The following is a 24,234-nucleotide window of genomic DNA, read 5'->3' on the forward strand; positions in this document are numbered from 1 at the left end:
GGGCCGGTCATCCACCCACCGGCGGCGAGTGCACCGGGCGAAGGCACGCCGCACCGCACCGCGAAACCCGAGCCACGGTGTGGACCGATAAGGCGACTGCCGCAACACAATTCGCGCGAGTCGACCCGGCGACTCCCACACTCACGACGCCACGTCGCACCGATGCGGGAGCCGGTCAGTCGCGCTGGAAGAACTCCCGCACGCGAGTCAGGGGGTTCTCGCGGTGGTGGGGGCGGGGGCGGGTCGCCCAGCGGGGATTGTCCTCGTTGCGGCGGTAGGCGGTCACCTGGCCGGCCATCGAGAAGCGGACGGTCGCGGCCTCGCCGATCACCTCGCCGTCGGCGGCCACGGCCTCGGGGGCGTCGAGGTGGATCGTCAGCTCGGGGACCTGGCGTTCGCCGTAGACCTTGCTGCGGCCGATCGCGGCCAGGGACAGGGCGATCACGGCGCGGGTGCGGGAGAAGCGGACGTCGGCGCGGAGCCAGCGCACGTCCAGGAGGTTGGCGTCCAGGCGGGCGCGGAAGGCCGGGACCGCGCCGTGCGGGTGGTACGGGCCGTTGCCGACGAAGACGAACCAGACCTCGTGCCAGCGATCCTCGAAGCGAATGCGAATCGGCTTGGCGCGGCGCAGGATCACCACCAGGGCGAGAGCGAACGCGGGCCACTTGCCCCAGCGGCCCTGCCACTTCTCGCGCAGGCGCACCAGGTCGGGGTAGGCGCCCAGGCTCGCGGTGTTGATCAGGTGGTGGGTGCGCGTCCCGGATTCCGATTCCAGTTCGACCGAGGCGATGTCGACCGCGACGGCCTCGCCCGCGCCGGTGGCGTCGCTGACCTCGAGCAGGTCGTAGACCCCGAGGTCGCGCGCGAAGTGGTTGAGGGTGCCGGTCGGGATGACGACCAGCGCCAGCCCGTGCCGCAGCGCCACCGTGGCCGCCGCGGCGATGGTGCCGTCGCCGCCGGCCGCGCCGACCGCCAGGATCTTCTCCGGCCCCGAAAGCGCCTGCTCCAGCGCCTCTTCGAGCTGATCGACACAGTCCAGCCCGGGTTCGGTGCGCAGCACGGTCGCCGCGGGCAGCGCCGCGGCGACATCGGCGGTCGGGTCGTATCCGGGATCACCGGACACCGGGTTGACCACCACGATCAGACCGGCGCCGTCCGGCAGCCGGGGCGCCTCGCGCACCAGATGCGCTGCGGCCTCGTCGGATTCGCGCACCGGCCACCACAGCCGGGTCGCCAGCGCGATGCCGGAACCGACCGCCGCGCCGACGAACACGTCCGAGGCCCAGTGCACGCCGGTGTGCACCCGCGAATAGGCCACGGCCGCCGCGATGGGCGCGATCACCATGCCGGTGCGCGGGCTCTCCAGTGCGACGGCGGTCGCGAACGCCGCGGCCGAGGCGCTGTGCCCGGACGGGAACGACGACGAGGTCGGCTGATCTATCAGCCGCCGGCCGATCGGCAACTCCTCCGCCGCGGGCCGCCGCCGCGCGAACATGTTCTTCAGCACCAGGTTCACGGTGAAACTGGCCCCGGCCACCGAGATCACCCCGCGCAGCGCGGCACGGCGCGTGGAGCCCTGCTTGGATGCCAGCGCCGCCGCGACGGCCATCCACAGCACGCCCTTGTCGGCCGTGCGGGTCAGGTGCAGCATGCCGCTGTCGGCCCCGGACAGCGGAATTCGCGCCACCGCTCCGCTGACCGACCTGTCGAAACGCCCGACCCGATGAAACTTGCGACCCAACCACGCACTCACGGATTCGAAACTACAGGGCCCTGGCCGGATCGGAGCGGCCAGCCGCGAGCCCTCGCCCCGGCCGCTCACCGGCCGGCGGGATAGCGCGTGATGAAGCGCCGCAGGATCTCCGCGGGTACCGGCACCGATTCCCGATGCCCGAGCGCGATCAGATAATCGGCCTCGGCCGGATCGAAATATCCCGCGTGCCGGTAGGTTTCGATTCGCACCGCGAGCCCGTCGCCGTCGAGTTCGGGATGGAATTGGGTGGCGTACACATTCTCCCCGTACCGGATCATCTGGACCGGGCAGTCAACGGATCCGGCGAGTAGCACCGCACCCGGCGGCACCGCCTGACAGGCTTCCTTGTGCCCGACGAAGGCCCGGAATCGCTCGGGCAGATCATGCAGCAGCGGATCTTTCCGCGCCGCCGCGGTCAATTCGATGGTCTGCGCGCCCGCCTGTTCACCGAATCGCGCGGTGCTGACCTCCCCGCCCAGCACCACGGCCAGAATGCCGAGCCCGTAGCACGCGCCCAGATAGGGAAAATCCCGCGCCACGATCTCGGCGAGCAGTTCCCGCAGCGGAGGCTCGAATCGCCGCTGGTAATCATATTTCTCGGGTTCGGGATTACTCAGGTTGCTCGGCCCGCCGCCGACGATGACCGAGGAGTAATCGTCCAGCGTCAGCGCTGGGAAATCGCGGTCCATCTGCACCCGCACCACCGCGTCCGGATCCATCCGGGCACTGCGCAGCACCGCGAAGTATTCGTCGTCCGCGGCCGCTGTCTCGGGCCGCAACTGCAGGAGTAGACACGGCTTCGGCATGCCTCAGATTATGTGCGGCGATCTCCCGGTTCGGGCGCAACCGGCCGCAATCTCGCACCCGCGATCCGCCGCACGCGCACATCCGAATTCGCCGTACCGGACAGACTGTCCGATTTGTCGGGTTATCGTAGGGCGTGAATACAGACGCGAAATCGCAGCCGAGTATCGGTGTGCGCAAAGGCTTTTCATCCATCACTCCGCGCTACGCCGATCGGGTCCCCGACCTCCCGCGCGGCGCGCACACCTGCCCACCCACCGCGCTGATTCGAACAGACGGGTAAGCGGCGATGGTGGCACACGACACCGCCCTCGGGTTGATTCAACTGGGCGCGGTGCTTTTCGGACTCGGATTACTCGGGCGCGTGGCCGCCCGCATAGGACTGTCCCCCATTCCGCTGTATCTCATCGGCGGATTGATGTTCGGCACCGGCGGATTGGTCGAACTGCCGCAGGCGGACGAGTTCATTCACATGGCCAGCGAGATCGGCGTGATCCTGCTGCTGCTCCTGCTCGGATTGGAGTACACCGCCGGCGAACTGGTCACCGGCCTGCGCCAATCCTGGGCCGCCGGCGTCCTGGACCTGGCACTGAACGCGACACCCGGGGTGTTGGTCGCGCTCGTGCTGGGCTGGGGCCTGACCGGCGCGGTCGCCATGGCCGGGGTCACCTACATCTCCTCCTCCGGCATCGTCGCCAAGGTGCTGGACGATCTGGGCCGGCTGGGCAATCGGGAGACCCCGACCATCCTGTCGATCCTGGTCTTCGAGGACCTGGTGATGGCCGCGTACCTGCCGGTGCTGACCGCGGTCCTGGCCGGAGCCGGTTTCGCGGCCGGCCTGAAAACCCTCGGCATCGCCCTGACGGCGGTCACCGTCGTACTGGTGGTGGCGCTGCGCTACGGCCGCTACGTCTCGATGATCGTGGACAGCGACGACCGCGAGATCTTCCTGCTGAAGATCCTCGGTTCGGCCCTGCTGGTCGCCGGAGTGGCGTCCGCACTGCAGGTCTCGGCCGCGGTCGGGGCGTTCCTGCTGGGCATCGCGGTCTCCGACTCCACCGCGCACAACGCCACCAAGATCCTGGAGCCGCTGCGGGATCTGTTCGCGGCCCTGTTCTTCGTGCTGTTCGGGCTGAGCACCGATCCGGCCAGCATTCCGCCGGTGCTGGGCTGGGCCGTGGCGCTGGCGGTGCTGACCGCCGCGACGAAGATCGCGACGGGGTGGTGGGCGGCCGCGCGCGTAGGGACCTCCCGGTATGGACGCGCCCGGGCGGGATCGGCTTTGGTGGCCCGCGGCGAATTCTCCATCGTCATCGCGGGACTGGCCGTCGCGGCGGGTGCCGCGCCGGGCGAATTCGCCGCTCTGGCCACCACTTACGTACTGTTGATGGCCGCCTTCGGCCCGATCGCGGCGCGCGGGCTCGAACCGGCGCTCCGCCGGTGGGACCAACGCCGGGTCCAGCCCGCGCAATAGTCACGATGGGGCCCGCGCACTGGCTATCGTGACAGCATGTCCGAATCCGGTTACACCGCCAGCTCGTCCGAGCCCCCGGCCATCGCGGGGGTGCGCCGCAGTTTCGTCGAGGCGCGCGGCGTGCGGTTCCATGTGACCGAGGCGGGGCCGGCCGACGGCCGGCCGGTGGTGCTGCTGCACGGGTGGCCGCAGCACCATTACGCCTATCGGGACCTACTCGCGGATCCACCCGCCGGTCTGCGAATCATCGTCCCCGACCTGCCCGGGTACGGCTGGTCGGGGCCGCCCCCGCACCGCTGGGCCAAGGAGGAGGTCGCCTCGGACCTGCTCGCCCTGCTCGATGCCATGGGGCTGCGCGATGTGCTGCTGGCCGGGCACGATTGGGGTGGCTTCATCGGCTACCGCATGGTGCTGCGCGCACCGGAGCGTTTCGGCGGCTTCCTGGTGCTCAACATGGCGCATCCGTGGGTGCCGTCGCAGGTGGTGCTGCGCCACGTGTGGCGGTTCCTGGCGTACCAGCCGCTCATCGCGACCGTCGGGGTGCCGTTGCAGCAGCGCACGCGCTTCCTCGAGCGCCTGATCGCGGGCGCGATGACCGATCGTGACGCGGTCAGTCCCGATGTGGTGCGCAGTTATTCGGACCGTTTCCGCGATCCGGTGTGCGCCCGCGCGGCCACCGACACCTATCGCACCTTCTGGCTGCACGAGATCCCGAACTCCACCAAGACCCCCGAGCGCCGCCGCATCGGCATTCCGGTGCGGGCGCTGTTCGGGGTCGACGATGTGGCGGTACACCATTCGATGGCCGCCTCGGACACCGCGCAGGCCGACGACTACGTCTTCGAACCGGTCTCGGGCTGTGGGCATTTCATCGTCGACGAACGACCGGATCTGGTGCGCGCCCGGCTGGTCGAGCTGGCGAATTCCACGAGATAGGCGCTCACACACCGAATATGGCGAGGTGGATGAATCCGCCCACCACGCCGAGAACCGCGCCGTGCACGAACAGCAGCCACTCGTCCTGGCGGGTGGCCGAGCGCAGCAGTTCCACGAAGTCCTTGCGGTCCAGCTCCCGCATCTGCACCGCGACGTAGTCGCGCACGCGGGCGCTCTGGGCCGAGAGGAAGTCGGGATCGGCGAACGCTGTCTCGGTCAGCTGCAGCAGTTCCGGGGTCACGTCGGATTTGATGCGCTCGTACCCCGCGCGGCCCAGGGAGAAGCGCACCGCGTGCAGCGCCTGGCCCGCGGCCTCGTCGACCGAGGCGCCCATCACCGATTCCAGCAGCGAGAGCGTCCGATCGGCGCGCGGGCCCGCCAGCAGTTCGTGCGCGATCCGCTGGGGCGTCATGACCTCGCCGGCAATGATCTCGGCGTAGCCGTCGGCGATCTCGTTGCGCCGCCGCAGCATCAGGCCCTGGCGCCACGGCACCCACCAGCGCGGGGTCAGCGGCTCGTAGATCATGGTGATGCCGACCCAGTTCACGACGTAGCCGATGACGACCCCGCCGAGCGGCAGCACCCACCAGTACGGCCAGAAGTGCAGGATCCCCACCAGCAGGAAACCCATCGGGAAGCCGAAGTAGAAACCGAAGTTCTGCATGAAGCGCAGCTCGCGGGCCGCGATCTCGCGGAACATGCGGTTGATCAGCCTGGGGTGCGCGGTGAGGTGGCGGATGGTCATCCATTTGGGGTCGATGAGCTCCTCGATGTGCTCACCGATGCCGGTGGTGATGTCGCGCGCGCTGACCGGCAGCTGTTCGGCGACCCGGCGGTAGATGAGCTCGCGCGCCGAGGCCGGCAGGTTGTACCAGAGCTGGGGATTGCGCCGCACCATGATGCGGTGCACGATGCCGGGGATCTGCGGCCGGATGAGATCGACCAGCTGTTCGGCGATGCTGTCCGGGTCGAGCTCACGGTAGAAGTCCGCCATGCTGCCGAGTTTGGACAGGCCCTTGTCGACCGCGATGCTGGCCATCTTCTCCGCGCGCGAGGGCACGATGCCCTGCCAGCCGAAGCGGCCGTCGTGCGACAGCAGCGGCAGTACCTGGATGCGCCGCGGCAGGTACGGATAGACCCAGCGCAGACCCGGCACCCGGACACCGTGAAAGCGAATGGGCTCGAAGAGCATGAGTATGCCGGTCCAGTTGGTGATGTACCCGATGACGCCGGTGAACAGCGGAATGGTGATCAACTCGAGCAATAGATGACGCGGCATGGACAAGTGTGACATCACCGGCATCGAATGCGTGCGACAACCCCCGAAGGCCGATGCGATCGTCCGCGCGCGGTCGCCCGGCGGCCATCGGGGGTTCATCCGGGGCGGTGTCCCGGAATGTCGGATCGCGCGCGCTTTCCCGCTCGCGCAAATTCGGACAAATAGCCCAATGGTTGACTCGGCAACCCGGCGGACACCTCGGCATTCCCACTGTCTGAGCCAACAACATTGCACCGCAATGCTTTTCGATCGCGCGACTTTAGGCCATGTCCAACCGATGAGCAATAGCGTCGTGAATTGTTTTATGCCACAACAACTACCACTGCCGGTGTGATCGAGCGCGTGTAACCTACTGACCAGTACTACCGATCAGTAGCATCTCGAGGCGGGTCGGTCCGTAGCGCGCGTGGCAGCCCCGCCGCGCTATCGGGCAGTGGGCGGCACAGGGTAGAGGGACGGCTTTGAATCAGTTGGGCGCACCGGTTTTTCGCCGTGCCACCGAGCACGACATCGACGACATGGCGCGCATCATCTCGCGGGCATTCGCCACCGACGACCCGATCGAGGAGTACGTCTTTCCGAACCCGGCCGACCGGCACCGCAGGTCACCCCGCATGTTGCGCATCATGATCCGGCACCGCTTCCTGCCCGCGGGCGGAGCGGCGGTGGCCACCATCGACGGCGAGATCGTCGGGGCGATGCTCTGGTACCCGGCCGGGTACGCCAAATCCCTGTGGCGGGAAGCGATTTCCGGGCCACAACTGTTGTGGGCCATGGCCGGGGCGACCGGGCGCGGAATGGATGTGGACGCGGCCATCGCCGAGACCACACCGGCCACGGCCCACAACTATCTCGTCTATCTGGGCTGCGAGCCGCGGGTACAGCGTTCCGGGGTGGGCCGGGCGCTGGTGCACTGGCTCGCCGCCGAATCCGACCGCGAACAGGCGGCGGTGTGCGGCATTTGCAAGGACGCGAATGTCGACTACTACCGGGCTTTCGGATTCGAGTTCGTCCGCAGGGCCAGGATCGGGCGCGGGGGCCCGGAGATGAATTTCGTATTGCGGCCGCCGGTTCCGGTCGGCATCGGCTGACCGCGCCGTTCGGCGGAAAGACACACCGTGGGGTCGGGCCCACGTCTCGGGGGGAATGCCAGTTTCGATCTGATTTGCCGAGGAGTCGTCGTGTCTGATATTGCCATCGTCGGAATCGGGTGCCGATACGCGGGCGGTATCGATTCCCCAGAAGCGTTCTGGGACTTCATTATCGATAAGCGCGACGGTGTCACCGAGATCCCGGCCGAGCGCTGGGACTACCGGCGCTACTACGACCCGGACAAGCGCACCCCGGGCCGCATGTACACCCGGCGCGCGGCCTTCATGACCGGCGATCCCTGGGCCTTCGATCCGGACTTCTTCGGCATCTCGCCGCGCGAGGCCGCCGCCATGGATCCCCAGCAGCGCCTGATCCTGGAGGTCGCCTGGGAGGCGCTGGACGACGCCGGCATCGCGGGTCGCATCGCGGGCGCGCCCATCGGCGTCTACGTGGGCGCGTTCACCCTCGATCAGCTCGCGGTCTCCAACACCACCGCCGCGCTGCCGTACGTGGACATGCACACCGCCGCGGGCGCGTCCTACACCATGCTGTCGAACCGAATCGCCTTCGCGCTCAACATGGTCGGCCCCGCGCTGACCGTGGATACCGCGTGCTCCTCTTCGCTGGTCGCCCTGCACCTGGCAAGCCAGGCGCTGCTCAACGGCGACTGCACCGTCGCCCTGGCGGGCGGCGTCACCATGCTCATGCAGCCCGAGCCCTTCGTCTCCATGTGCAAGGGCGGCTTCCTGGCCGCCGACGGCCGCAGCAAGCCCTTCGACGCCGCCGCCGACGGGTACGGGCGCGGCGAGGGCTCGGGCATGGTCGTGCTGAAGAAGCTCGCGGACGCCGAACGCGACGGAGACCGGGTCTACGCCGTCATCAAGGCCACCGGCTCCAACCAGGACGGGCGCACCACCGCCATCACCGTGCCCAATGCCGACCTGCAGGAGGCGCTGGCCAAGACCGTGTCGGCGCGCGCCGGGATCGCCCCGCACGAGGTCACCTACGTGGAGGCGCACGGCACCGGCACCCCGGTCGGCGATCCGCTGGAGCTGCGCGCCATCGGCAACGCCTACGGCCGGGTACCCGGGCGCACCACGCCGGTCGGCGTGGGATCGGTCAAGGCCCAGCTCGGGCACACCGAGGCCGCCTCGGGCATCGCCAGCGTCATCAAGTCCGCGCTGGCCATCTCCAAGCGCACCATCGCCCCGCAGGGCTGGCTCGACACCCCCAACCCCGACATCCCGTTCGACGAACTCGGTATCCGGCTCCAGCTCGAGGCCGAGCCGGTGGGTCCCGAGGTCGAGCGCATGACGGTGGCCGTCAACGGTTTCGGCTACGGCGGCACCAACGCGCACGCCATCCTGCAGGAATACGTCCCGGCCGCGGACGCCGGCCGCGCGCCCCGGCACTTCGGCGTGCTGCCGCTCTCGGCGCGCACCGACAAGGCCACCCGCGACCTGGCCCGCGGCTTCGCCGAACTCATCGCCGACGGCGCGGATCCGGCGCTGCTGGCCGAGGCTGCCTGGACCCGCCGCCAGCACCACCAGTTCCGCACCGGGCTGCCCTTCGGCGACGACACCGAATTGGTCACCGCCCTGGTCGAATTCGCCAACGGCGGCGGCAAGTCCGCTACCAAGGTGATCGCGTCCAAGGTCGCCGAGCCGGTCTTCGTGTTCACCGGCATGGGCCCGCAGTGGTGGGGCATGGGACGCGAATTGCTGGCTGCCGGAGGAACTTTCGCCGCCGAGGCCGAACGGATCGACGCGGTGTTCACCGAGATCGCCGGCTGGTCCATCCTCGCGGAGCTGCGCCGGCCGGAGCAGGAGTCCCGGGTCACCGAGACCGCCATCGCCCAGCCCGCCAACTTCCTGATCCAGGTCGCGCTGTTCGCGCTGCTGGCCGAGCACGGCATCCACCCCGCCGCGGTGGTGGGCCACAGCGTGGGCGAGGTGTCCGCGGCCTATGTGAGCGGCATGCTCTCCCTGCGTGACGCCCTGCTGGTGAGCTGTCATCGCGCCCGCCTGCAGGCCACCACCGCCGGCTCCGGCGGCATGCTCGCCATCGGCCTGCCGCAGGCCGCCGCGCTGAAGTTGATCGCCGGGGACGACCTGGTGGACATCGCGGCCGTCAACAGCCCCAGCGCCGTCACCCTCGCGGGTGCGCGTGAACGCCTCGACGAGATCGCCGAGAACCTCACCGCGCAGGGCGTTTTCGCCAAGGCGCTGCACGTCGAGGTGCCGTACCACAGCTACCTCATGGATCCGATCCTCGACGAACTGCGTTCGGTGCTCGCCGATCTCACGGTGTCCGAGCCCACGCTGCCGCTGCTGTCCACGGTCACCGGGCGACAGGTCACCGGGGCCGACTGGGACGCCGAGTACTGGTGCGCCAACGTGCGCCAACCCGTGCGCTTCGCCGACGCCGTCACCGAACTCATCGGCGCGGGCAACCGGGTCTTCGTCGAGGTGGGCCCGCATCCGGTGCTGGGCGCGAACATTCGCGAAATCCTGATCGGCGCGGGCGAGACCGGCACCACCGTGGCCACGCTCAATCGCAAGCAGGACGACGCCACCAGCGTGCGCCAGACCCTGGCCGGGCTGTACGCGGCGGGCGTGCTGCCCATCGACGCGCTGTTCGCCAACCTGGTGACCCCGCACATCGACCTGCCGCGCTACCCGTGGCAGCGCACCCACCTGCGCACCGAACTGCCGTTCTTCCGGCAGCAGCAGTACGGCACCCCCGGCGGATACCCCATGCTCGGCGACGCGAACCGCGACGATCCGACCACGTCCTGGCGCGTCCAGCTCGGCATCGGCGGGATGGAGTGGCTGGCCGATCACGTGGTCGGCGGCGCGCGCATCCTGCCCGGCGCGGCCTACCTGGACGCGGCCCTGAGCGCGGCCGCGGTGCGCACCGAATCCACCCGCGTCGCCCTGGAACAGGTGCGCTTCGTCGCACCGCTGATCATCGACGACGGCACGGTTCCCACCATGGAGCTGAAGGTCGAGGAGGCCACCCGGCGCTTCGTCATCCGCTCGCGCACCACCCCCGACGCGCTGTGGACCGTGCACGCCACCGGCCGGCTCGTCGAGGGCGCGTTCGAGTCCACCAAGGTGGACCTGCCCGACGTCGACGAACTGCACGGCATCGATCCGGCCGCCTTCTACGCCGGATTGGCCGCGCGCGGACTGCAGTACGGCCCGGCGTTCCAGCGCGCCACCTCGGTCCGGGTCTCGGGCGCGACCGTGCTCGCCACCCTGGACGCCACCATCGCCCAGGATTCCGGCCATCTCGCGCACCCCTGCGTGGTCGACGCCGCGCTGCAGAGCGTGGCCGCGCTGCTGGCGGGCACCGGCGGCAAGGACGACGGCGCCATGGTGCCGGTCGGCGTGGACGAGGTGCGCGTCTTCGGCGCCCTGCCCGCGGAGGTGACCGCGGTGGCCCGGCTCGACACCACCGACGGGCCCGTCGCCGACATCGATCTGCTCGATCCCGAACAGCAGGTGATCATGCGGATCATCGGCATGCGGTTCGGATCCATAGCGCCGGGACGCGGTGCGCTGCAGCGCATGACGGACTTCTTCTTCGAGGACCGCTGGGAGATGCGGGAACCGGTGGAACTCGCGGGCCTCCCGAGCGCGGACGCGGTGCACACGCTGGTGGTCGAACTCGGCCCCGAACCCGGCGAGCGGGCGGCCCGCATCGCGGCGGGCGCCCGGCACGCGGAACTGCTCGCCATCGGCGACCCGCGGCGCGACGACCTGGAAACCGCTCTGCTGGAACGCCTGTGGGCGGCCCTGGACGACGCGGCGATCGAACGCCTGCACGTGGTGCTGGTGGCGGGGCACACCTTCGCGGACCTGGACAACCTGTGGACGCTGCGGCGGCTCGCGGTCGCGCTGGAGGGCTTCCTCGAAGCCTGGCTGGAACGGCGCGGCACCGAGATCACCATGACCGGTGACGGCTCGCTGCACCTGACCCTGGTCACCGAGCGCGCCTTCGCGCACCCCGACGAGGACACCGCGCCCGATCCGGCGCACGCCGCGCTCGCCGGCGCCCGCCGCGTGCTGCTGAACGAGCAGCCGCGCCTGCGCTGGCGACTGGTCGACATCGAATCCGACACCGGCGACGCCGAATTGGCGGCCGAGCTCGCCATTCCCGGCGCCTTCGGTTATGACGACACCGACGAGGTCTTCCTGCGCACCGGACTGCGCTGGGTCCCGGTCGTGGACGCCTCGCTGCCGGGCCGGATCGAGGCGCTGGATCAGGCTGTGCCGCTGCATGATCCGGAGGCCAACTTCACCCTGGAACTGCCCAAGTCCCGCGTGCTGTCCCGGCTGGGCTGGCGCGGGTGCGACCGGCGCGCGCCGGAGGCGAACGAGGTCGAGGTCCGCATGCTGGCGGTCGGCCTCAACTACAAGGACCCGCTCAAGGTGCTCGGCGTACTCGGCGCGGAGGAGCTCGCGGGCACCTACTTCGGCACCACGCCCGGCATGGAGGGCGACGCGGTCGTGGTCCGGCTCGGCGCGGACGTCACCGATCTGGCGATCGGCGACCGGGTCATGCTGTCCTCCAAGGGCATGATCAGCCGATTCCACACCGCGCCCCGCGATCTCATGTCCGCGGTCCCGGACGAATCGCGGCCCGGCTTCAGCACCAACCTGGTCTCCTTCGCCACCGCCGAGCACGCCCTGCTGGAACTGGCCCGCGTGCGCGCCGGTGACGTGGTGCTGGTGCACGGCGCGGCGGGCGGCGTCGGCTCGGCCGCGGTCCAGATCGCCGCGCTGCACGGCGCGGTGGTCATCGGCACCGCGAGCACCGACGAGCGTCGCGCCTACGTGCTGGAGCAGGGCGCCGATCACGTCCTGGACTCGCGCTCGCTGAACTTCGCCGACGACGTGCTCGGACTCACCGGTGGGCGCGGAGCCGATGTGGTCATCAGCACCGCGCCGGGCGAGATCCTGCGCCGGAACTTCAAGGCGGTGGCCGAGTTCGGGCGCATCGTGGAGATCGGCAAGGCCGACATCTACACCGGCGGCGTGCTCGATCTGCGGTTGTTCGACAAGAACATCTCGTACCACTCCTTCGACCTGGACCGCATGCTCGGCATGCGCCGGGCCGAGAGCGTGGCGCTGATGAACCGAGTCGAGCACCACCTGGTGGACGGGACCTACCGGCGGCTGCCGTTCGAGGTCTACGACACCGACGACGTGGCCAAGGCCTTCGAGGACGTCGCCCGCTCCACCAAGATCGGCCGCATCGCGGTCAGCCTCGAGCACGCCGCGCCGCTCGTCCGGCCGCAGGTGCCGGCGGTGCGGGTGGATCCCGACGCGGAATACCTGGTCACCGGCGGCTTCGGCGCGTTCGGTCTGGCGATCGGGCGCTGGCTGGTCGGGCGCGGCGCGCAGCGGCTGACGCTGCTCGGGCGCGGCGGCGCGACCAGCGCGGCGAGCCGGGATCAGCTGGCGGCGTGGGAGCACGCCGGCGTGCGGGTCACGGTGGAGAAGGTCGACGTCACCGACGTCGAGGCCATGACCGCGGTCGTGGCGCGGGCCCACTCCCCCGAGCACCCGCTGCGCGGCGTCTTCCACACCGCGGGCATCGTCGACGACAAACGTCTCTCGATCATGGATCGCGCCAGCCTGGAGTCGGTGTTCCGGCCCAAGATCGAGGGCGCGCAGGCGCTGCGCTCCGCGCTCGCCGCGACCGGCGCCGAACTCGACATGTTCGTGCTGTTCTCCTCCGGCAGCGCCATTTTCGCCGGTGTCGGGCAGTACGCCTACACCGCGGCCAATATCGCGCTGCAGTCGATCGCCGACGTGGTGGTGCGCGACGGCGGCACCGCGCTGGCGGTGGGCTGGGGTCACATGTCCGGCGGCGGCATGGCCGAGGCCGACGAGACCGTGACGCGGTATCTGATCGCCACCGGCTTCGACCCCATCACCATGGACGAGGGCACCGAATTCCTGGAGAAGGCACTGGAACTCGGCCTGCACCACCAGGTCGCCATCATCCCGACCGACTGGGGCAAGGTCGCCTCGACCGCACCGCACTTCAGCATGCTCGCCCGGGTCGCGGCGCAGATCGCGGCGGCCGCCGAGGACGATTCGGCGAACTCGCAGCTGATCGCCGCGCTGCGGGCACTGGACGAGCAGAAGCGCGGGGATGTGGTGGCGCACATGCTCGCCGAGCAACTGGCGACGGTCATGGGCGTGGACGCCGACTCGATCGATCTCACCGTCCCGGTGCCCGAACTGGGCCTGGACTCGCTCATGGCCGTCGAGTTCGGCGCCCTGGTGAGCAAGACGCTGGGCATCGACCTGACCTCGCTCAAGATGGGCCGCACCTTCACCCTGGAGCAGGCCGGCGCGCGAGCGGCCGAATTCCTGGTCGGGGAAACGGGTTCGGACGCGGGGAGCACGAGCGTCCCGGCCGCTCCCGCCGCCCTCGACGGCCCCGCCGCGAGTCCGATCGCGACGGGAACGCAGGCCGTGGAACCGGTCGGCTCCGATGTCGAAACCGCCGCGCCCCCGACCGCCGACGGATCGGCCCCGGCCGCAGCGACGAGCTCCACCGAAATCCGCAGCGGCACGGTCGAATCCGGCGCCGACGGCAGTGATCACGAGACGAACGGCCGCCCCGCGGCCGCCGCCACCACGACGACCACGGAGGTGCAGGCATGACCGCATCGGCTCGCGATCTGGCCCGGCAACTGCTGGCGGGCAACGGAACTCCGGTCGGGGGTGGTGTGCGCCCAGGACCGGGCGCCCGGCCCGCGAGCGGCCCCGCCGTGCGCACCGGGGCGGCGGCGCGGCCCGCCGCGTCCGGCACCCCCGCGCGGGCTCCGCGCGGCCCCGGGCGGCAGTTCGCCGACCATCCCGAGGTCGCCGCGGCGGTCGCCAAGCGGGCGATCATCGCGTCCATGACCGAGCAGTCCGGCATGACGAGCCCGGTGTTCCTGCCGCGAACCAGCCCGAACGACACCGTCATCCGGGCCGAGGGGGCGGCGGGCGAGCTGATCAACTTCAGCGCCTACAACTACCTGGGCCTGTCCAGCCACCCGCGGGTGGTGCAGGCCGCCAAGGCCGCGCTGGACCGGTACGGCGCCTCGGCCTCGGCCAGCCGCATCGTCTCGGGCGAGATCCCGCTCTACGGCGAGCTGGAGCGCCGGCTCGCGGACACCTACGACGTCGGCGACGCCATGGTGACCACCAGCGGCTACCTCACCAACGCCGGGGTGATCGGATTCCTGCTCGGTGAGGGCGATGTCGCCATCTGCGACACGCTCATTCACGGCAGCGTGGTCTCGGGCACCCAGTGGGCGGGCTGCCGCCGGATCAACTTCCGGCACAACGACCCCGAGTCGCTGCGGGCGGTGCTGCGCATGTCACGCTCGGGCTTCGATCGCGCGCTGGTGGTGCTCGAGGGTCACTACAGCATGGACGGCACGGTGGGCCGGGTGGCCGAACTCGCCGCCATCGCACGGGAATTCGACTGCGCGGTCATGGTCGACGAGGCGCATTCGTTCGGCGTCTTCGGCGCGCGCGGCCACGGTATTCGCGAGCACTACGGCATGCTCGGCTCCGAGGTCGACATCTGGATGGGCACCCTGTCCAAGGCGCTGGGCAGCTGCGGCGGATTCATCGCCGGGGACGCGGACCTCATCGCCGCCATGAAGGCCAGCGCGCCCGGCGTCGCCATGCTCACCGGCGGCCCCGCGCCCTCCACCATCGCCGCCGCCCTGGCCGGGCTCGAGGTCCTGGACTCCGAGCCCAAGCGGGTCAGCCGGCTGTGGCGCAACGCCGAGCTGTTCCATGCGGCGCTGCGCGAACGCGGCCTGAATCTCGGTGACTCCCAGGGCACTCCGATCATCCCGGTCATCGTCCCCGGGGAGATGCGCGCCGGTTTCGTCTCGGCCATGCTGCTGCAGCGCGGGGTCTACGCCGGGGCGATCTCGGCCCCCGCGGTTCCCCTCGGCAAGGAACGACTCCGCTTCTTCATCACCTCCGAGCACACCGAACAGCAACTGCTCACCACCGCCGACCTGCTGGCCGAGATCGTCGCACTGGCCGACCAGGTACCCGAGGGCGCGGCCGTCTGATCTCGGCCGGGGGCGCGGTCGCGGTCGCGCACGTGACCACGCCCCGTCGGCCGCCGGCCCGAAATGAGAGGATCGACCGCGGTTCTGTCAGGTCGAGCATTCGGTGGGTGAAGGCGATGAAGTCGAGCGCAACCAGGTCGCGCGCACGGACCGGGGAGCTGATTCCGGTCCTCGGCCACGAGGTGCACGTGCGCGTGGAGGGTCCCGAGGACGGCAAGCCGGTGCTGCTGCTGCACGGCTTCGAGGGGTCGCTGCACTGGTGGGACGCGCTCACCCCGCTGCTCACCGACACCTACCGCGTCGTCCGGCCGGATCTGCTCGGATTCGGTTGCACCGGAGGCAGTTCCGGCTTCGATCAGGACGGCCAGGGCGATATGCTCGCGGGCCTGCTCATCGCCCTGGACATCGAGGACGTCGCGGTGGTCGGGCATTCCTGGGGTGCGGACGCCGCCCTCGCGGTGGCCGCCCGGACCGAGCGGGTGAGCGAGGTCGTGATCCTGGATCAGGCCCCAGACCTGAGCTACCTCACCGTCACGCCCGGCGCGCCGGTGCTCGCCTTCCCGCCGATCGCCATGCTCGTGCAGCATCTCGCGCCCGCGCCGGCCCTGCGGCGCGCGCTGTCCGAGGGCTTCGCCCGGGGTTTCGACCTCGATGCCGCGGTACCCGGCCTCGACCAGATGATCCGGGACCATCGCGCCATGTCGTGGCGGGCCTACCACCAGGTCAGCGCGGTGCGCCGCAGGGCACTGGCCGCCAATCCCCTGGACCGGCAACTGGAGATGACCGAACTGCCCGCGCTCGTGGTCCACGGCCGCCACGACCGCCTGTACGACTGGGAGCGCACCCGCGATCGCTACACCGCGGTGGGCGCGCGCTTCGAACTCATCGACGAGGCCGGGCACAGCCCCAACGTGGAAACCCCCGACCGGCTCGCGGCAATTCTCCGCGACTTCTTGGCTACTTCACAGAAGGTCGCCGATACACCCGGCTGATCAGGGTTTTCATTGAGGAACAAGGTCATCTCAATCCGGTCGACCCCTGCCCCGGGACAGGCTTGGCCATTACCCTGGCTAACGCCTGGGACGACCGGCGACCTCAACCTAAGGACGGCAGATGTTCACACAGTCCGACCTTTCCACCCTGATCAAAGCCGCGCCCGGGCGCGGTGTATCGCTTTTCATGCCCACCCACGTGAGCGGGCCGCAGACCCGGCAGGATCCGATCCGCTTCCGGAATCTGCTCACCGAAGCCCATACCGCGCTGCTGGCCGCGGGCGCGAGCAAGACCGAGGCCCGCGAGCTGCTCGCACCGGCCGAAGCGCTCATCGAGGACGTGCCCTTCTGGCGGCATCAGGATCAGGGTCTGGCCCTGTTCCTGGGCGCGGACGGCACCCAGTACCGCCACCAGGTCCCCCTGGTGCTGACCGAACAGGTGATCGTCGGCGCCGACTTCTACGTGAAGCCGCTGCTGCCGCTGCTCGCCGCCGACGGTGAATTCGCCGTACTCACCATGACCGCCGAAGGCGCACACCTGTATTCGGCCTCGAAGTTCGCCATGACCGAGGACTACGACGGCGGGCTACCCGGCAGTCCGACCGAGAACCTCGACGACGACCGCCAGCACCGGGTACAGGCCACGCCCGCCGCCCGCCCGCACACCGGCGGCCGCACCAGCGCCAGCACCCAGGCCTACGGCGTCACCCCCGCCGACTGGCGCAAGACCACGCTCGAGGAATGGGCGGGCAAGGTCACCTCGGCCGTCGACCGCCATCTGGCCGACGCGGCGATACCGCTGGTGCTGGTGGCCGACGCGGAACTGGCCGGCCAGTTCAAGAAGCGCACCACCCTGGGCCCGCTCTTCACCGGCACGGTGGACACCAACCCGGCCGCGCTGACCGGCGCCGCACTGCACGCCGCGGCCTACGAGGTGGTGCGCCCGCGCTTCGAGGCGGCCCAGCGCGCCGCTGTCGAGCACGCCGCGCAACTGCTGGCCGACGGGCCGACCCGGGTGGCCGTCACCATCGGCGAAGTGGTGCGCGCGGCCTTCCAGGGCCGGGTGGAATCGCTGCTCGTCACCCACGGCGTGGCCGAGTGGGGTCGCTTCGACGAGATGACCGACGCCGTCGAAACCCATTCCGAGCCGGGCACTTCGGTGATCGATCTGGCCGAGTACGCGACCGTGCGCACGCTCGAGCACAAGGGCGCGGTCTACATGCTCGAACCCGAGCAGATCGAGAGCCTGTTCCCCGCGAGCACCGCCGCGCGCGCGGCCATCGCGGTCCTGCGCTTCTGACCCGGCGCGGGTTGCGAACTCGTTAGCCAGGCGTACGCTCTCTGATGAGTCCACTCATTACGGGTTACGGAAGCGGAGGTGCCGGATGGCCGGAAACACTCCCTCGGCACCGGTCAACCGACGTACGCGCGGCATGCTGGACAAGCAGGACCGCATCTTCGAGGCCGCCGCCGCGCTGTTTGCCGAGAAGGGGTTCGCGAGTGTCACCACCCAGCAGATCTCCGATCGCGCCGATATCGCGGCGGGCACGCTGTTCCGGTACGCCGCCACCAAGGGCGAGCTGTTCCTGATGGTGTTCAACCGGGATTTCCGCACCGCGCTCGACAGCGGCGAGCGGGCCGCGCGGGCCGAGACCGATCCCGTGCGCGCGCTGCTGGCCATGGTCCGCCCGATCACCGAGGCCGCCCGGCGCGGCGCCGAGAACACCGTGATCTACCAGCGCGAACTGCTGTTCGGGTCGCCCGCCGAGAAGTATCGGCAGCAGGGCCTGGAACTGGTGGCCCGCGCGGAGACCCTGTTCGCGCAGCGGCTCACCGCCGACGCGCGGGCCCGCGGCCTGGACGGCCCGCGAGTGGACGAACAGGCCCGGCTCACCGGGCGCGGCATCTTCGCGGTGCTGCACCTGGCACTGGCCCGGCCGGCCACCGGCGTCCATCCGGATCACGACCCCCTACGGGACCTGCGTGCGCAGATCGCACTGCTGGTCACCGGATTCTTCGCCGCACTCACCACCGAACAGGAGAGAGCATGAGCATCGATATTCGCAAGGTCACCGTGCTGGGAACCGGCGTCCTGGGTTCGCAGATCGCCTTCCAGACCGCGTTCAGCGGTTTCGAGGTCACCGCGTACGACATCAGCGATGACGCGCTGAAGGCCGCACAGGAGCGTTTCGACAAGCTCGCCGCGACCTACACGACCGACGTCGCCGGGGCCGGCGACGGCAAGGCCGAGCGCACAGCCGCCGGAATCACGCTGAGTTCGGATCTGGCACAGGCGGTCCGGGACGCGGACCTGGTGATCGAGGCGGTGCCCGAGGTGCTGTCCATCAAGCAGGACACGTATCGCAAACTCGGCGAATCCGCGCCGGAGAAAACAATTTTCGCGACCAACTCCTCCACACTGCTGCCCAGCGACATGGTCGAGTTCACCGGCCGCCCGGATCGATTCCTGGCCCTGCACTTCGCCAATCAGGTGTGGAAGTTCAACACCGCCGAGGTCATGGGCACCCCCGCCACCGATCCGAAGGTGTACCAGGCGGTCGTCGACTTCGCGTCCGCGATCGGCATGGTGCCCATCGAAATACACAAGGAGAAGGCGGGTTACGTCCTCAACTCGCTGCTGGTGCCGCTGCTCAACTCGGCCATGGCGCTGAGCGCGGGTGGCTACGCCGATCCCGAGGCGGTGGACAAGACGTGGACGATCGCGACCGGCGCGCCCATGGGCCCGTTCCGGATTCTCGACGTCATCGGTCTCACCACCCCCTACAACATCCTGGTCAACAGCGACGACCCGAACGGCAAGCAGCTCGCCGCCTGGCTGAAGAGCAACTACATCGACAAGGGCAAGCTCGGCATCGCCAGCGGGGAGGGCTTCTACACCTACTCCGCGTAGCGCGCCGGGATCGCGCGAATCTCTTCCCGCACACCATGTTCGAACCGATTCGAGAAGGAGCCGGATGTATTACAGCAATGGCAACTACGAAGCGTTCGCACGGCCCCGCAAACCCGCGGGGGTCGAGGACAAGTCGGCATGGTTCGTGGGTTCCGGGCTGGCCTCGCTCTCGGGCGCGGCCTTCCTGATCCGCGACGGGCGGTTGCCCGGCAACAGGATCACGATCCTCGAGGAGCTGAAGCTCCCCGGCGGCGCGCTCGACGGCATCAAGGAACCGAAGAAGGGCTTCGTGATTCGCGGCGGGCGCGAGATGGAGAACCACTTCGAGTGTCTGTGGGATCTGTTCCGCTCGATCCCGTCCCTGGAGGTCGACGACGCCAGCGTGCTGGACGAATTCTATTGGCTCAACAAGGACGACCCGAACTTCTCGCTGCAGCGCGCCACCCTGAACCGCGGGCAGGACGCGCACACCGACGGCCTGTTCACCCTGAACGAGAAGGCGCAGAAGGACATCATCAAGGTCTTCCTGGCCACCCGCGAGGAGATGGAGAACAAGCGGATCGACGAAGTGTTCTCGAAGGACTTCTTCGAGAGCAACTTCTGGATGTACTGGCGCACCATGTTCGCCTTCGAGGAATGGCACAGCGCGCTGGAGATGAAGCTGTACCTGCACCGCTTCATCCACCACATCGGCGGGCTGCCGGACTTCTCCGCGCTCAAGTTCACCAAGTACAACCAGTACGAATCGCTCGTGCTGCCGCTGTATCGCTGGCTGCTCGATCAGGGCGTGACGTTCCGGTTCGACACCACGGTGACCGACGTGGACTTCGAGATCACGGCAACGCGCAAGCAGGCCAAGCGGATTCGCTGGGAGTCCGACGGCGGGCCGGGCGGGGTGGACCTGGGCGCGGACGACCTGCTGTTCATGACGATCGGCTCGCTCACCGAGAACTCCGACGAGGGCGATCAGCACACCCCGGCGAAGCTGAACGAAGGCCCGGCCCCGGCCTGGGATCTGTGGCGCACCATCGCCGCCAAGGATCCGGCGTTCGGGCGGCCCGAGGTCTTCGCCGGTGACATCGCCAAGACCAAGTGGGAATCGGCGACGGTGACAACGCTGGATCAGCGTATCCCCGAATACATTCAGAAGATCTGCAAGCGAGATCCCTTCAGCGGCAAGGTCGTCACCGGCGGCATCGTGACGGTGAAGGATTCGAGCTGGCTGATGAGCTGGACGGTGAACCGCCAGCCGCACTTCAAGCAGCAGCCCGCCGATCAGATCGTGGTGTGGGTGTACGCGCTGTTCGTGGACACCCCGGGCGACTACGTCAAGAAGTCGATGCAGGAGTGCACGGGCGAGGAGATCACCCAGGAATGGCTGTACCACCTGGGAGTTCCGGTCGAGGACATTCCCGAACTCGCCGCGAACGCCGCCAAGTGCGTGCCGGTCATGATGCCGTACGTGACGGCGTTCTTCATGCCGCGCACCGCCGGTGACCGGCCGCAGGTGGTGCCCGAGGGCGCGGTGAACTTCGCCTTCATCGGCCAGTTCGCCGAGACCACCCGCGACTGCATCTTCACCACCGAGTACTCGGTGCGCACCGGGATGGAGGCCGCGTATCAGCTGCTCGACATCGAACGCGGCGTACCGGAGGTCTTCGGCTCCACCTACGACATCCGTTCGCTGCTGGCGGCCACCAGCCGGTTGCGCGACGGCGAGGCCATCGATCTGCCGGGCCCGCAGATTCTGCGCAAGCGGCTGATGAAACGGCTGGACGGCACCGAGATCGGGGAACTGCTCACCGAATTCGGGCTGATCGGCAAGTAGCGGCTACTCCACGAACCAGCGCAGGCCGTCCGGTGCGGTGTCGCACATGAGGCCGGAGCCGTCCGCGCCGGTCGACCGCTGCCCGTACTGGCTGCACCGCTGGCCCGCCACCGCGGAGCCGGGACGCTGACCGGGACGGGTGGTGGTCGGCTGCGGGGTGGTGGATTTGGTCGCGCTGGTGGTCGTGGGCAGCGGCGCCTCGCAGGAGTACCAGAGGCCGTACTCCTTCGAGGTGTACTCGGACAGGCAGCCGTAGCCGACCGGGCCCGACGAGCTCAATCGCACGGCTGTCTCGGCGGCTTCGCTGACGCAGAACAGGCCCGCCTCGTCCATGCGGCAGTCGTACCCGTCGAAGGTGATGCGGCTGCCGTAGGCCAGGGTGGGTCCGTCACCGAGCAGGAACTGTCCCGGATCACCCTGCATGCGCCCGACCCCGAGGGTCGCGCCCGGATAGTCGATCCAGTTCCCCACCCAGTTGCCCTGGGCCTTGGCGGGGCGCTCGGGCGGGTTGTCGAGATCGGCGAGGCAGGTCAGCCCCTGCTGATTGGGATTGGCCCGCTTCGGGGTCATGCAGCGGAGTTTGCCGCTGGGGCTGGCGAACGCGATGGCCGAACCGAGATCGCTGGTGACGCCCTCGGTGGTGGTCGCGGTGTGGAAGTCCGCGGCGTCGACGGCGGTGCCCGCCTTCACCCAGGTGATCACGGTCGACAGCGCGGCGCCGGCGGCCGGCGGGTTGGACTTGCTCGTGGTGGTGACCGGCGGCGCGGTGGTGGCCGCGGTCTCGGTCGGGGCCGCAGTGGGCGCGGCGTCGTCCGAACCCATGAAATGCCGTGTGGTCAGGAAGGTTCCGACGGCCAGCAGCACCAGGACGACGACCCCCAGCGCGCCCAGCCCGGCGAGCTCGGCGGTGGAACGCTTGCGGGGCGGCTGCCGTCGTCCGCGCGGCGACCCGGGGGCCGCGTCGCCGCGGTCCGCGCCGTAGTCGCCGGGATCGCGGTCGTAGCCGTCACCGGGTGCGCCGTAGCCGTAGCCCTCGGAATCCGCGCCGTATGCGTCGCGGTCCGCGCCATAGCCATCGCGCATCGGCCGCTGGGCGTCGCGGACCGGCTCGAACACGTCGGTGTCCTGCGTCCACCGGTCGGTGTCCGGCGACCACTGGTCCGCGTCGGGCCGATGGTATCCCGATGACATCGCTGTTCCTCTAATCTCCGAGCCGCACAGGCGGAGCCGAATCTTCCGCCTAGCCGGTCAGCATAAATGCAATGCCGGGCTACCAGTTGGTAGGAATGTCCGAATTCGGCGGGCTCGGTTCCCGGTCAATCCACGCAGGCCCGCCATACCCCCGCCGCCTCCAGCAATCGGGCGCCGATCCGCTCGACGTGCGGGCGCACCGGTCCCCCAGCTCGGCGGGCCAGATAGACGGTGTTGATCGGGGAATCCGCGGGGTCCAGCAGCAGCGTCACGGTCCCCGCGGCGAGCTCGCGCGAGCACAGGTAGCGCGGCAGCACCGAGATCCCGGCGCCGGCCACCACCGCCGACAGCACCGCGCGCAGATCCGGAATGACAAGGGCCGCTTCGGCTTCCAGCCGGGTGCCGAACACGTGCCGCCAGTATCGGCGCAGGATCGGCAGATCCGCGGCGTAGCTGATCAGCGGGACACCGGTGAAGTCGTTGGCGCGCAACCGCTCCGGATCGATGCCCGCCGCCACCGCCGGGGCGGCGACCAGAACGAATTCCTCGTCCGCGAGGGGGTCGGCGAGCAGGGTGCGCCCGCGCGGGCGAATCGTGGACAGCACCAGATCGAGGGTGCCCACCCGCAGATCGGCCAGCAGGTCGTCGGCCAGACCCGTGACGACGGTGAGGCGCACACCCGCGGCGACCTGCGGGGCGAGCGCGGGCAGCACCAGCGCGGCGAGCAGTTCGGCCGGACCGCCCAGCAGCACGGGCGGTTCGGCGGCGCTCTCGGCGGGCGCGTCCCCCACCACGACCTCGAGCGCGTCGAGGGGATCGGCCACCCGCACGGCGAGATCGTGCGCGGCCGCGGTCGGGGTGACCCCGCGCGGCAGGCGTTCGAACAGCGGCCGGCCGATACCGCGCTCCAGGGCCTGCAGCTGGGTGGTCACCGTCGGCTGGGACAGCCCGACCTGCGCGGCCCCGGCGGTGATGGATCCCGCCCGGTAGACCGCCAGGAAGGTCCGCAGCTGCGCGAGATCCACCGAGCCATCGGTCTGCCTATGTCTCATATAGGCGAGTCTATTGGTCAGTCGATGCGTGAATGCCTAGCGTGGGTCCCACGACGACCTGACACATCACGTACGAAACGTCAGGTCATCCATCCGCCAGACCGTTCCCATTCGAGGAGAATTCATGGCCAGGGTCCTTTTCGTCATGACCGGCGTCGATCATTGGACGCTGAACGACGGCACGAAACACCCGACCGGCTACTGGGCCGAGGAGTTCGCGGCACCCTACGAGGCGCAGCGCGCGGCCGGGCACGAGATCGTGGTCGCCACCCCCGGCGCGGTCGTGCCGACCGTGGATCGCGGCAGCCTCGCCCCCGACGCCAACGGCGGCCCGGCCGGGGCCGAGAAGATCGCCGAGACGCTGCGCGCTGCCGTGGAGCTGACCCGGCCCGTCGACCTGGCAGGCGTCCGGCTCGAGGACTACGACGCGGTCTACTACCCGGGCGGGCACGGACCGATGGAAGACCTCGCGGTGAACGCCGACTCCGGACGGCTGCTCACCGCCGCGCTCGCCTCGGGCAAACCCCTCGGGGTGGTGTGCCACGCGCCCGCCGCGCTGCTGGCCACCGCCGACGCCGACGGCAGGTCACCGTTCGCCGGATACCGCGTCGCCGCCTTCTCCAATGCCGAGGAGACCCAGGCCGGGCTGGCCGACAAGGCCCCGTGGTTGCTGCAGGACCGGCTGATCGCCCTCGGCGTCGACTATCGCGAGGGCGAGCCGTGGGCCCCGCACATCGAGGTGGACCGAAACCTGTACACCGGGCAGAACCCGGCGTCCTCCGCCCCGCTGGCGGCGGAGTTGCTGAAGGTCCTCTGAG

At 69.7% G+C, this 24,234-nt stretch carries 16 protein-coding genes; 11 read left to right on the forward strand and 5 right to left on the reverse strand.

Translation table 11 applies throughout. From position 1 onward, the window contains the following. Window positions 1-175: 175 nt before the first annotated feature. Both ACWIGI_RS27390 and ACWIGI_RS27395 read right to left on the reverse strand, forming a co-directional pair. Window positions 176-1,753, reverse strand: a complete 1,578-nt coding sequence (locus tag ACWIGI_RS27390; protein WP_454205352.1) for a phosphatase PAP2 family protein — start codon at window positions 1,751-1,753, stop codon at window positions 176-178. Window positions 1,754-1,818: 65 nt separating this feature from the next. Next, window positions 1,819-2,559 carry a glutamine amidotransferase gene (locus tag ACWIGI_RS27395; protein ID WP_454205353.1) on the reverse strand — a complete coding sequence of 247 codons (741 nt, stop codon included), beginning with the start codon at window positions 2,557-2,559 and terminating at the stop codon, window positions 1,819-1,821. A 287-nt stretch (window positions 2,560-2,846) separates the two neighbouring features. Between ACWIGI_RS27395 and ACWIGI_RS27400 the strand changes: the two genes are divergently transcribed. Beyond that, on the forward strand, window positions 2,847-4,031 hold the full coding sequence (locus ACWIGI_RS27400) for a cation:proton antiporter (protein WP_454205354.1): 1,185 nt from the start codon (window positions 2,847-2,849) through the stop codon (window positions 4,029-4,031). A gap of 36 nt (window positions 4,032-4,067) precedes the next feature. Further along, entirely contained in the window at window positions 4,068-4,967 is a 900-nt protein-coding gene (locus ACWIGI_RS27405) for an alpha/beta fold hydrolase (protein ID WP_454205355.1), read from the forward strand. A gap of 4 nt (window positions 4,968-4,971) precedes the next feature. On the opposite strand, the gene ACWIGI_RS27410 is transcribed toward ACWIGI_RS27405, so the two are convergent. Beyond that, window positions 4,972-6,246: a hypothetical protein gene (locus ACWIGI_RS27410; protein WP_454205356.1), complete on the reverse strand. Its 1,275-nt coding sequence runs from the start codon at window positions 6,244-6,246 to the stop codon at window positions 4,972-4,974. 461 nt (window positions 6,247-6,707) lie between these two features. Between ACWIGI_RS27410 and ACWIGI_RS27415 the strand changes: the two genes are divergently transcribed. From ACWIGI_RS27415 to ACWIGI_RS27450, 8 genes are all read left to right on the forward strand, one after another. After that, on the forward strand, window positions 6,708-7,337 hold the full coding sequence (locus ACWIGI_RS27415; protein ID WP_454205357.1) for a GNAT family N-acetyltransferase: 630 nt from the start codon (window positions 6,708-6,710) through the stop codon (window positions 7,335-7,337). Window positions 7,338-7,427: 90 nt separating this feature from the next. Then, window positions 7,428-14,024: a type I polyketide synthase gene (locus ACWIGI_RS27420; protein ID WP_454205358.1), complete on the forward strand. Its 6,597-nt coding sequence runs from the start codon at window positions 7,428-7,430 to the stop codon at window positions 14,022-14,024. Further along, the gene (locus ACWIGI_RS27425) at window positions 14,021-15,442 is read left to right on the forward strand and encodes an aminotransferase class I/II-fold pyridoxal phosphate-dependent enzyme (RefSeq protein ID WP_454205359.1); all 1,422 of its coding nucleotides are present in this window, start codon (window positions 14,021-14,023) and stop codon (window positions 15,440-15,442) included. The genes ACWIGI_RS27420 and ACWIGI_RS27425 overlap by 4 nt, the downstream gene beginning before the upstream one ends. Before the next feature lie 116 nt (window positions 15,443-15,558). Further along, window positions 15,559-16,434 carry an alpha/beta fold hydrolase gene (locus ACWIGI_RS27430; protein WP_454205360.1) on the forward strand — a complete coding sequence of 292 codons (876 nt, stop codon included), beginning with the start codon at window positions 15,559-15,561 and terminating at the stop codon, window positions 16,432-16,434. Window positions 16,435-16,555: 121 nt separating this feature from the next. After that, entirely contained in the window at window positions 16,556-17,734 is a 1,179-nt protein-coding gene (locus tag ACWIGI_RS27435; protein WP_454205361.1) for a baeRF3 domain-containing protein, read from the forward strand. 85 nt (window positions 17,735-17,819) lie between these two features. Next, window positions 17,820-18,485 carry a TetR/AcrR family transcriptional regulator gene (locus ACWIGI_RS27440; protein ID WP_454205362.1) on the forward strand — a complete coding sequence of 222 codons (666 nt, stop codon included), beginning with the start codon at window positions 17,820-17,822 and terminating at the stop codon, window positions 18,483-18,485. After that, window positions 18,482-19,345 carry a 3-hydroxyacyl-CoA dehydrogenase gene (locus ACWIGI_RS27445; RefSeq protein ID WP_454205363.1) on the forward strand — a complete coding sequence of 288 codons (864 nt, stop codon included), beginning with the start codon at window positions 18,482-18,484 and terminating at the stop codon, window positions 19,343-19,345. Before ACWIGI_RS27440 ends, ACWIGI_RS27445 begins: the two co-directional genes overlap by 4 nt. 64 nt (window positions 19,346-19,409) lie before the next feature. After that, window positions 19,410-21,173 (forward strand): oleate hydratase, encoded by a 1,764-nt coding sequence (locus ACWIGI_RS27450; protein ID WP_454205364.1) that lies wholly within the window; start codon window positions 19,410-19,412, stop codon window positions 21,171-21,173. A 3-nt stretch (window positions 21,174-21,176) separates the two neighbouring features. Here the strand turns inward: ACWIGI_RS27450 and ACWIGI_RS27455 are convergent, their stop codons facing one another. Both ACWIGI_RS27455 and ACWIGI_RS27460 read right to left on the reverse strand, forming a co-directional pair. Then, window positions 21,177-22,364, reverse strand: a complete 1,188-nt coding sequence (locus tag ACWIGI_RS27455) for a hypothetical protein (protein WP_454205365.1) — start codon at window positions 22,362-22,364, stop codon at window positions 21,177-21,179. Window positions 22,365-22,489: 125 nt separating this feature from the next. Next, complete coding sequence (locus ACWIGI_RS27460) at window positions 22,490-23,416, reverse strand: LysR family transcriptional regulator (protein WP_454205366.1); 927 nt, start codon at window positions 23,414-23,416, stop codon at window positions 22,490-22,492. 124 nt (window positions 23,417-23,540) lie between these two features. On the opposite strand from ACWIGI_RS27460, the gene ACWIGI_RS27465 reads away from it, so the two are divergent. Then, window positions 23,541-24,233 carry a type 1 glutamine amidotransferase domain-containing protein gene (locus tag ACWIGI_RS27465; protein WP_454205367.1) on the forward strand — a complete coding sequence of 231 codons (693 nt, stop codon included), beginning with the start codon at window positions 23,541-23,543 and terminating at the stop codon, window positions 24,231-24,233. The last annotated feature ends 1 nt before the right edge of the window (window position 24,234 follow it).

It is taken from the genome of Nocardia sp. NPDC055321, assembly GCF_053645575.1.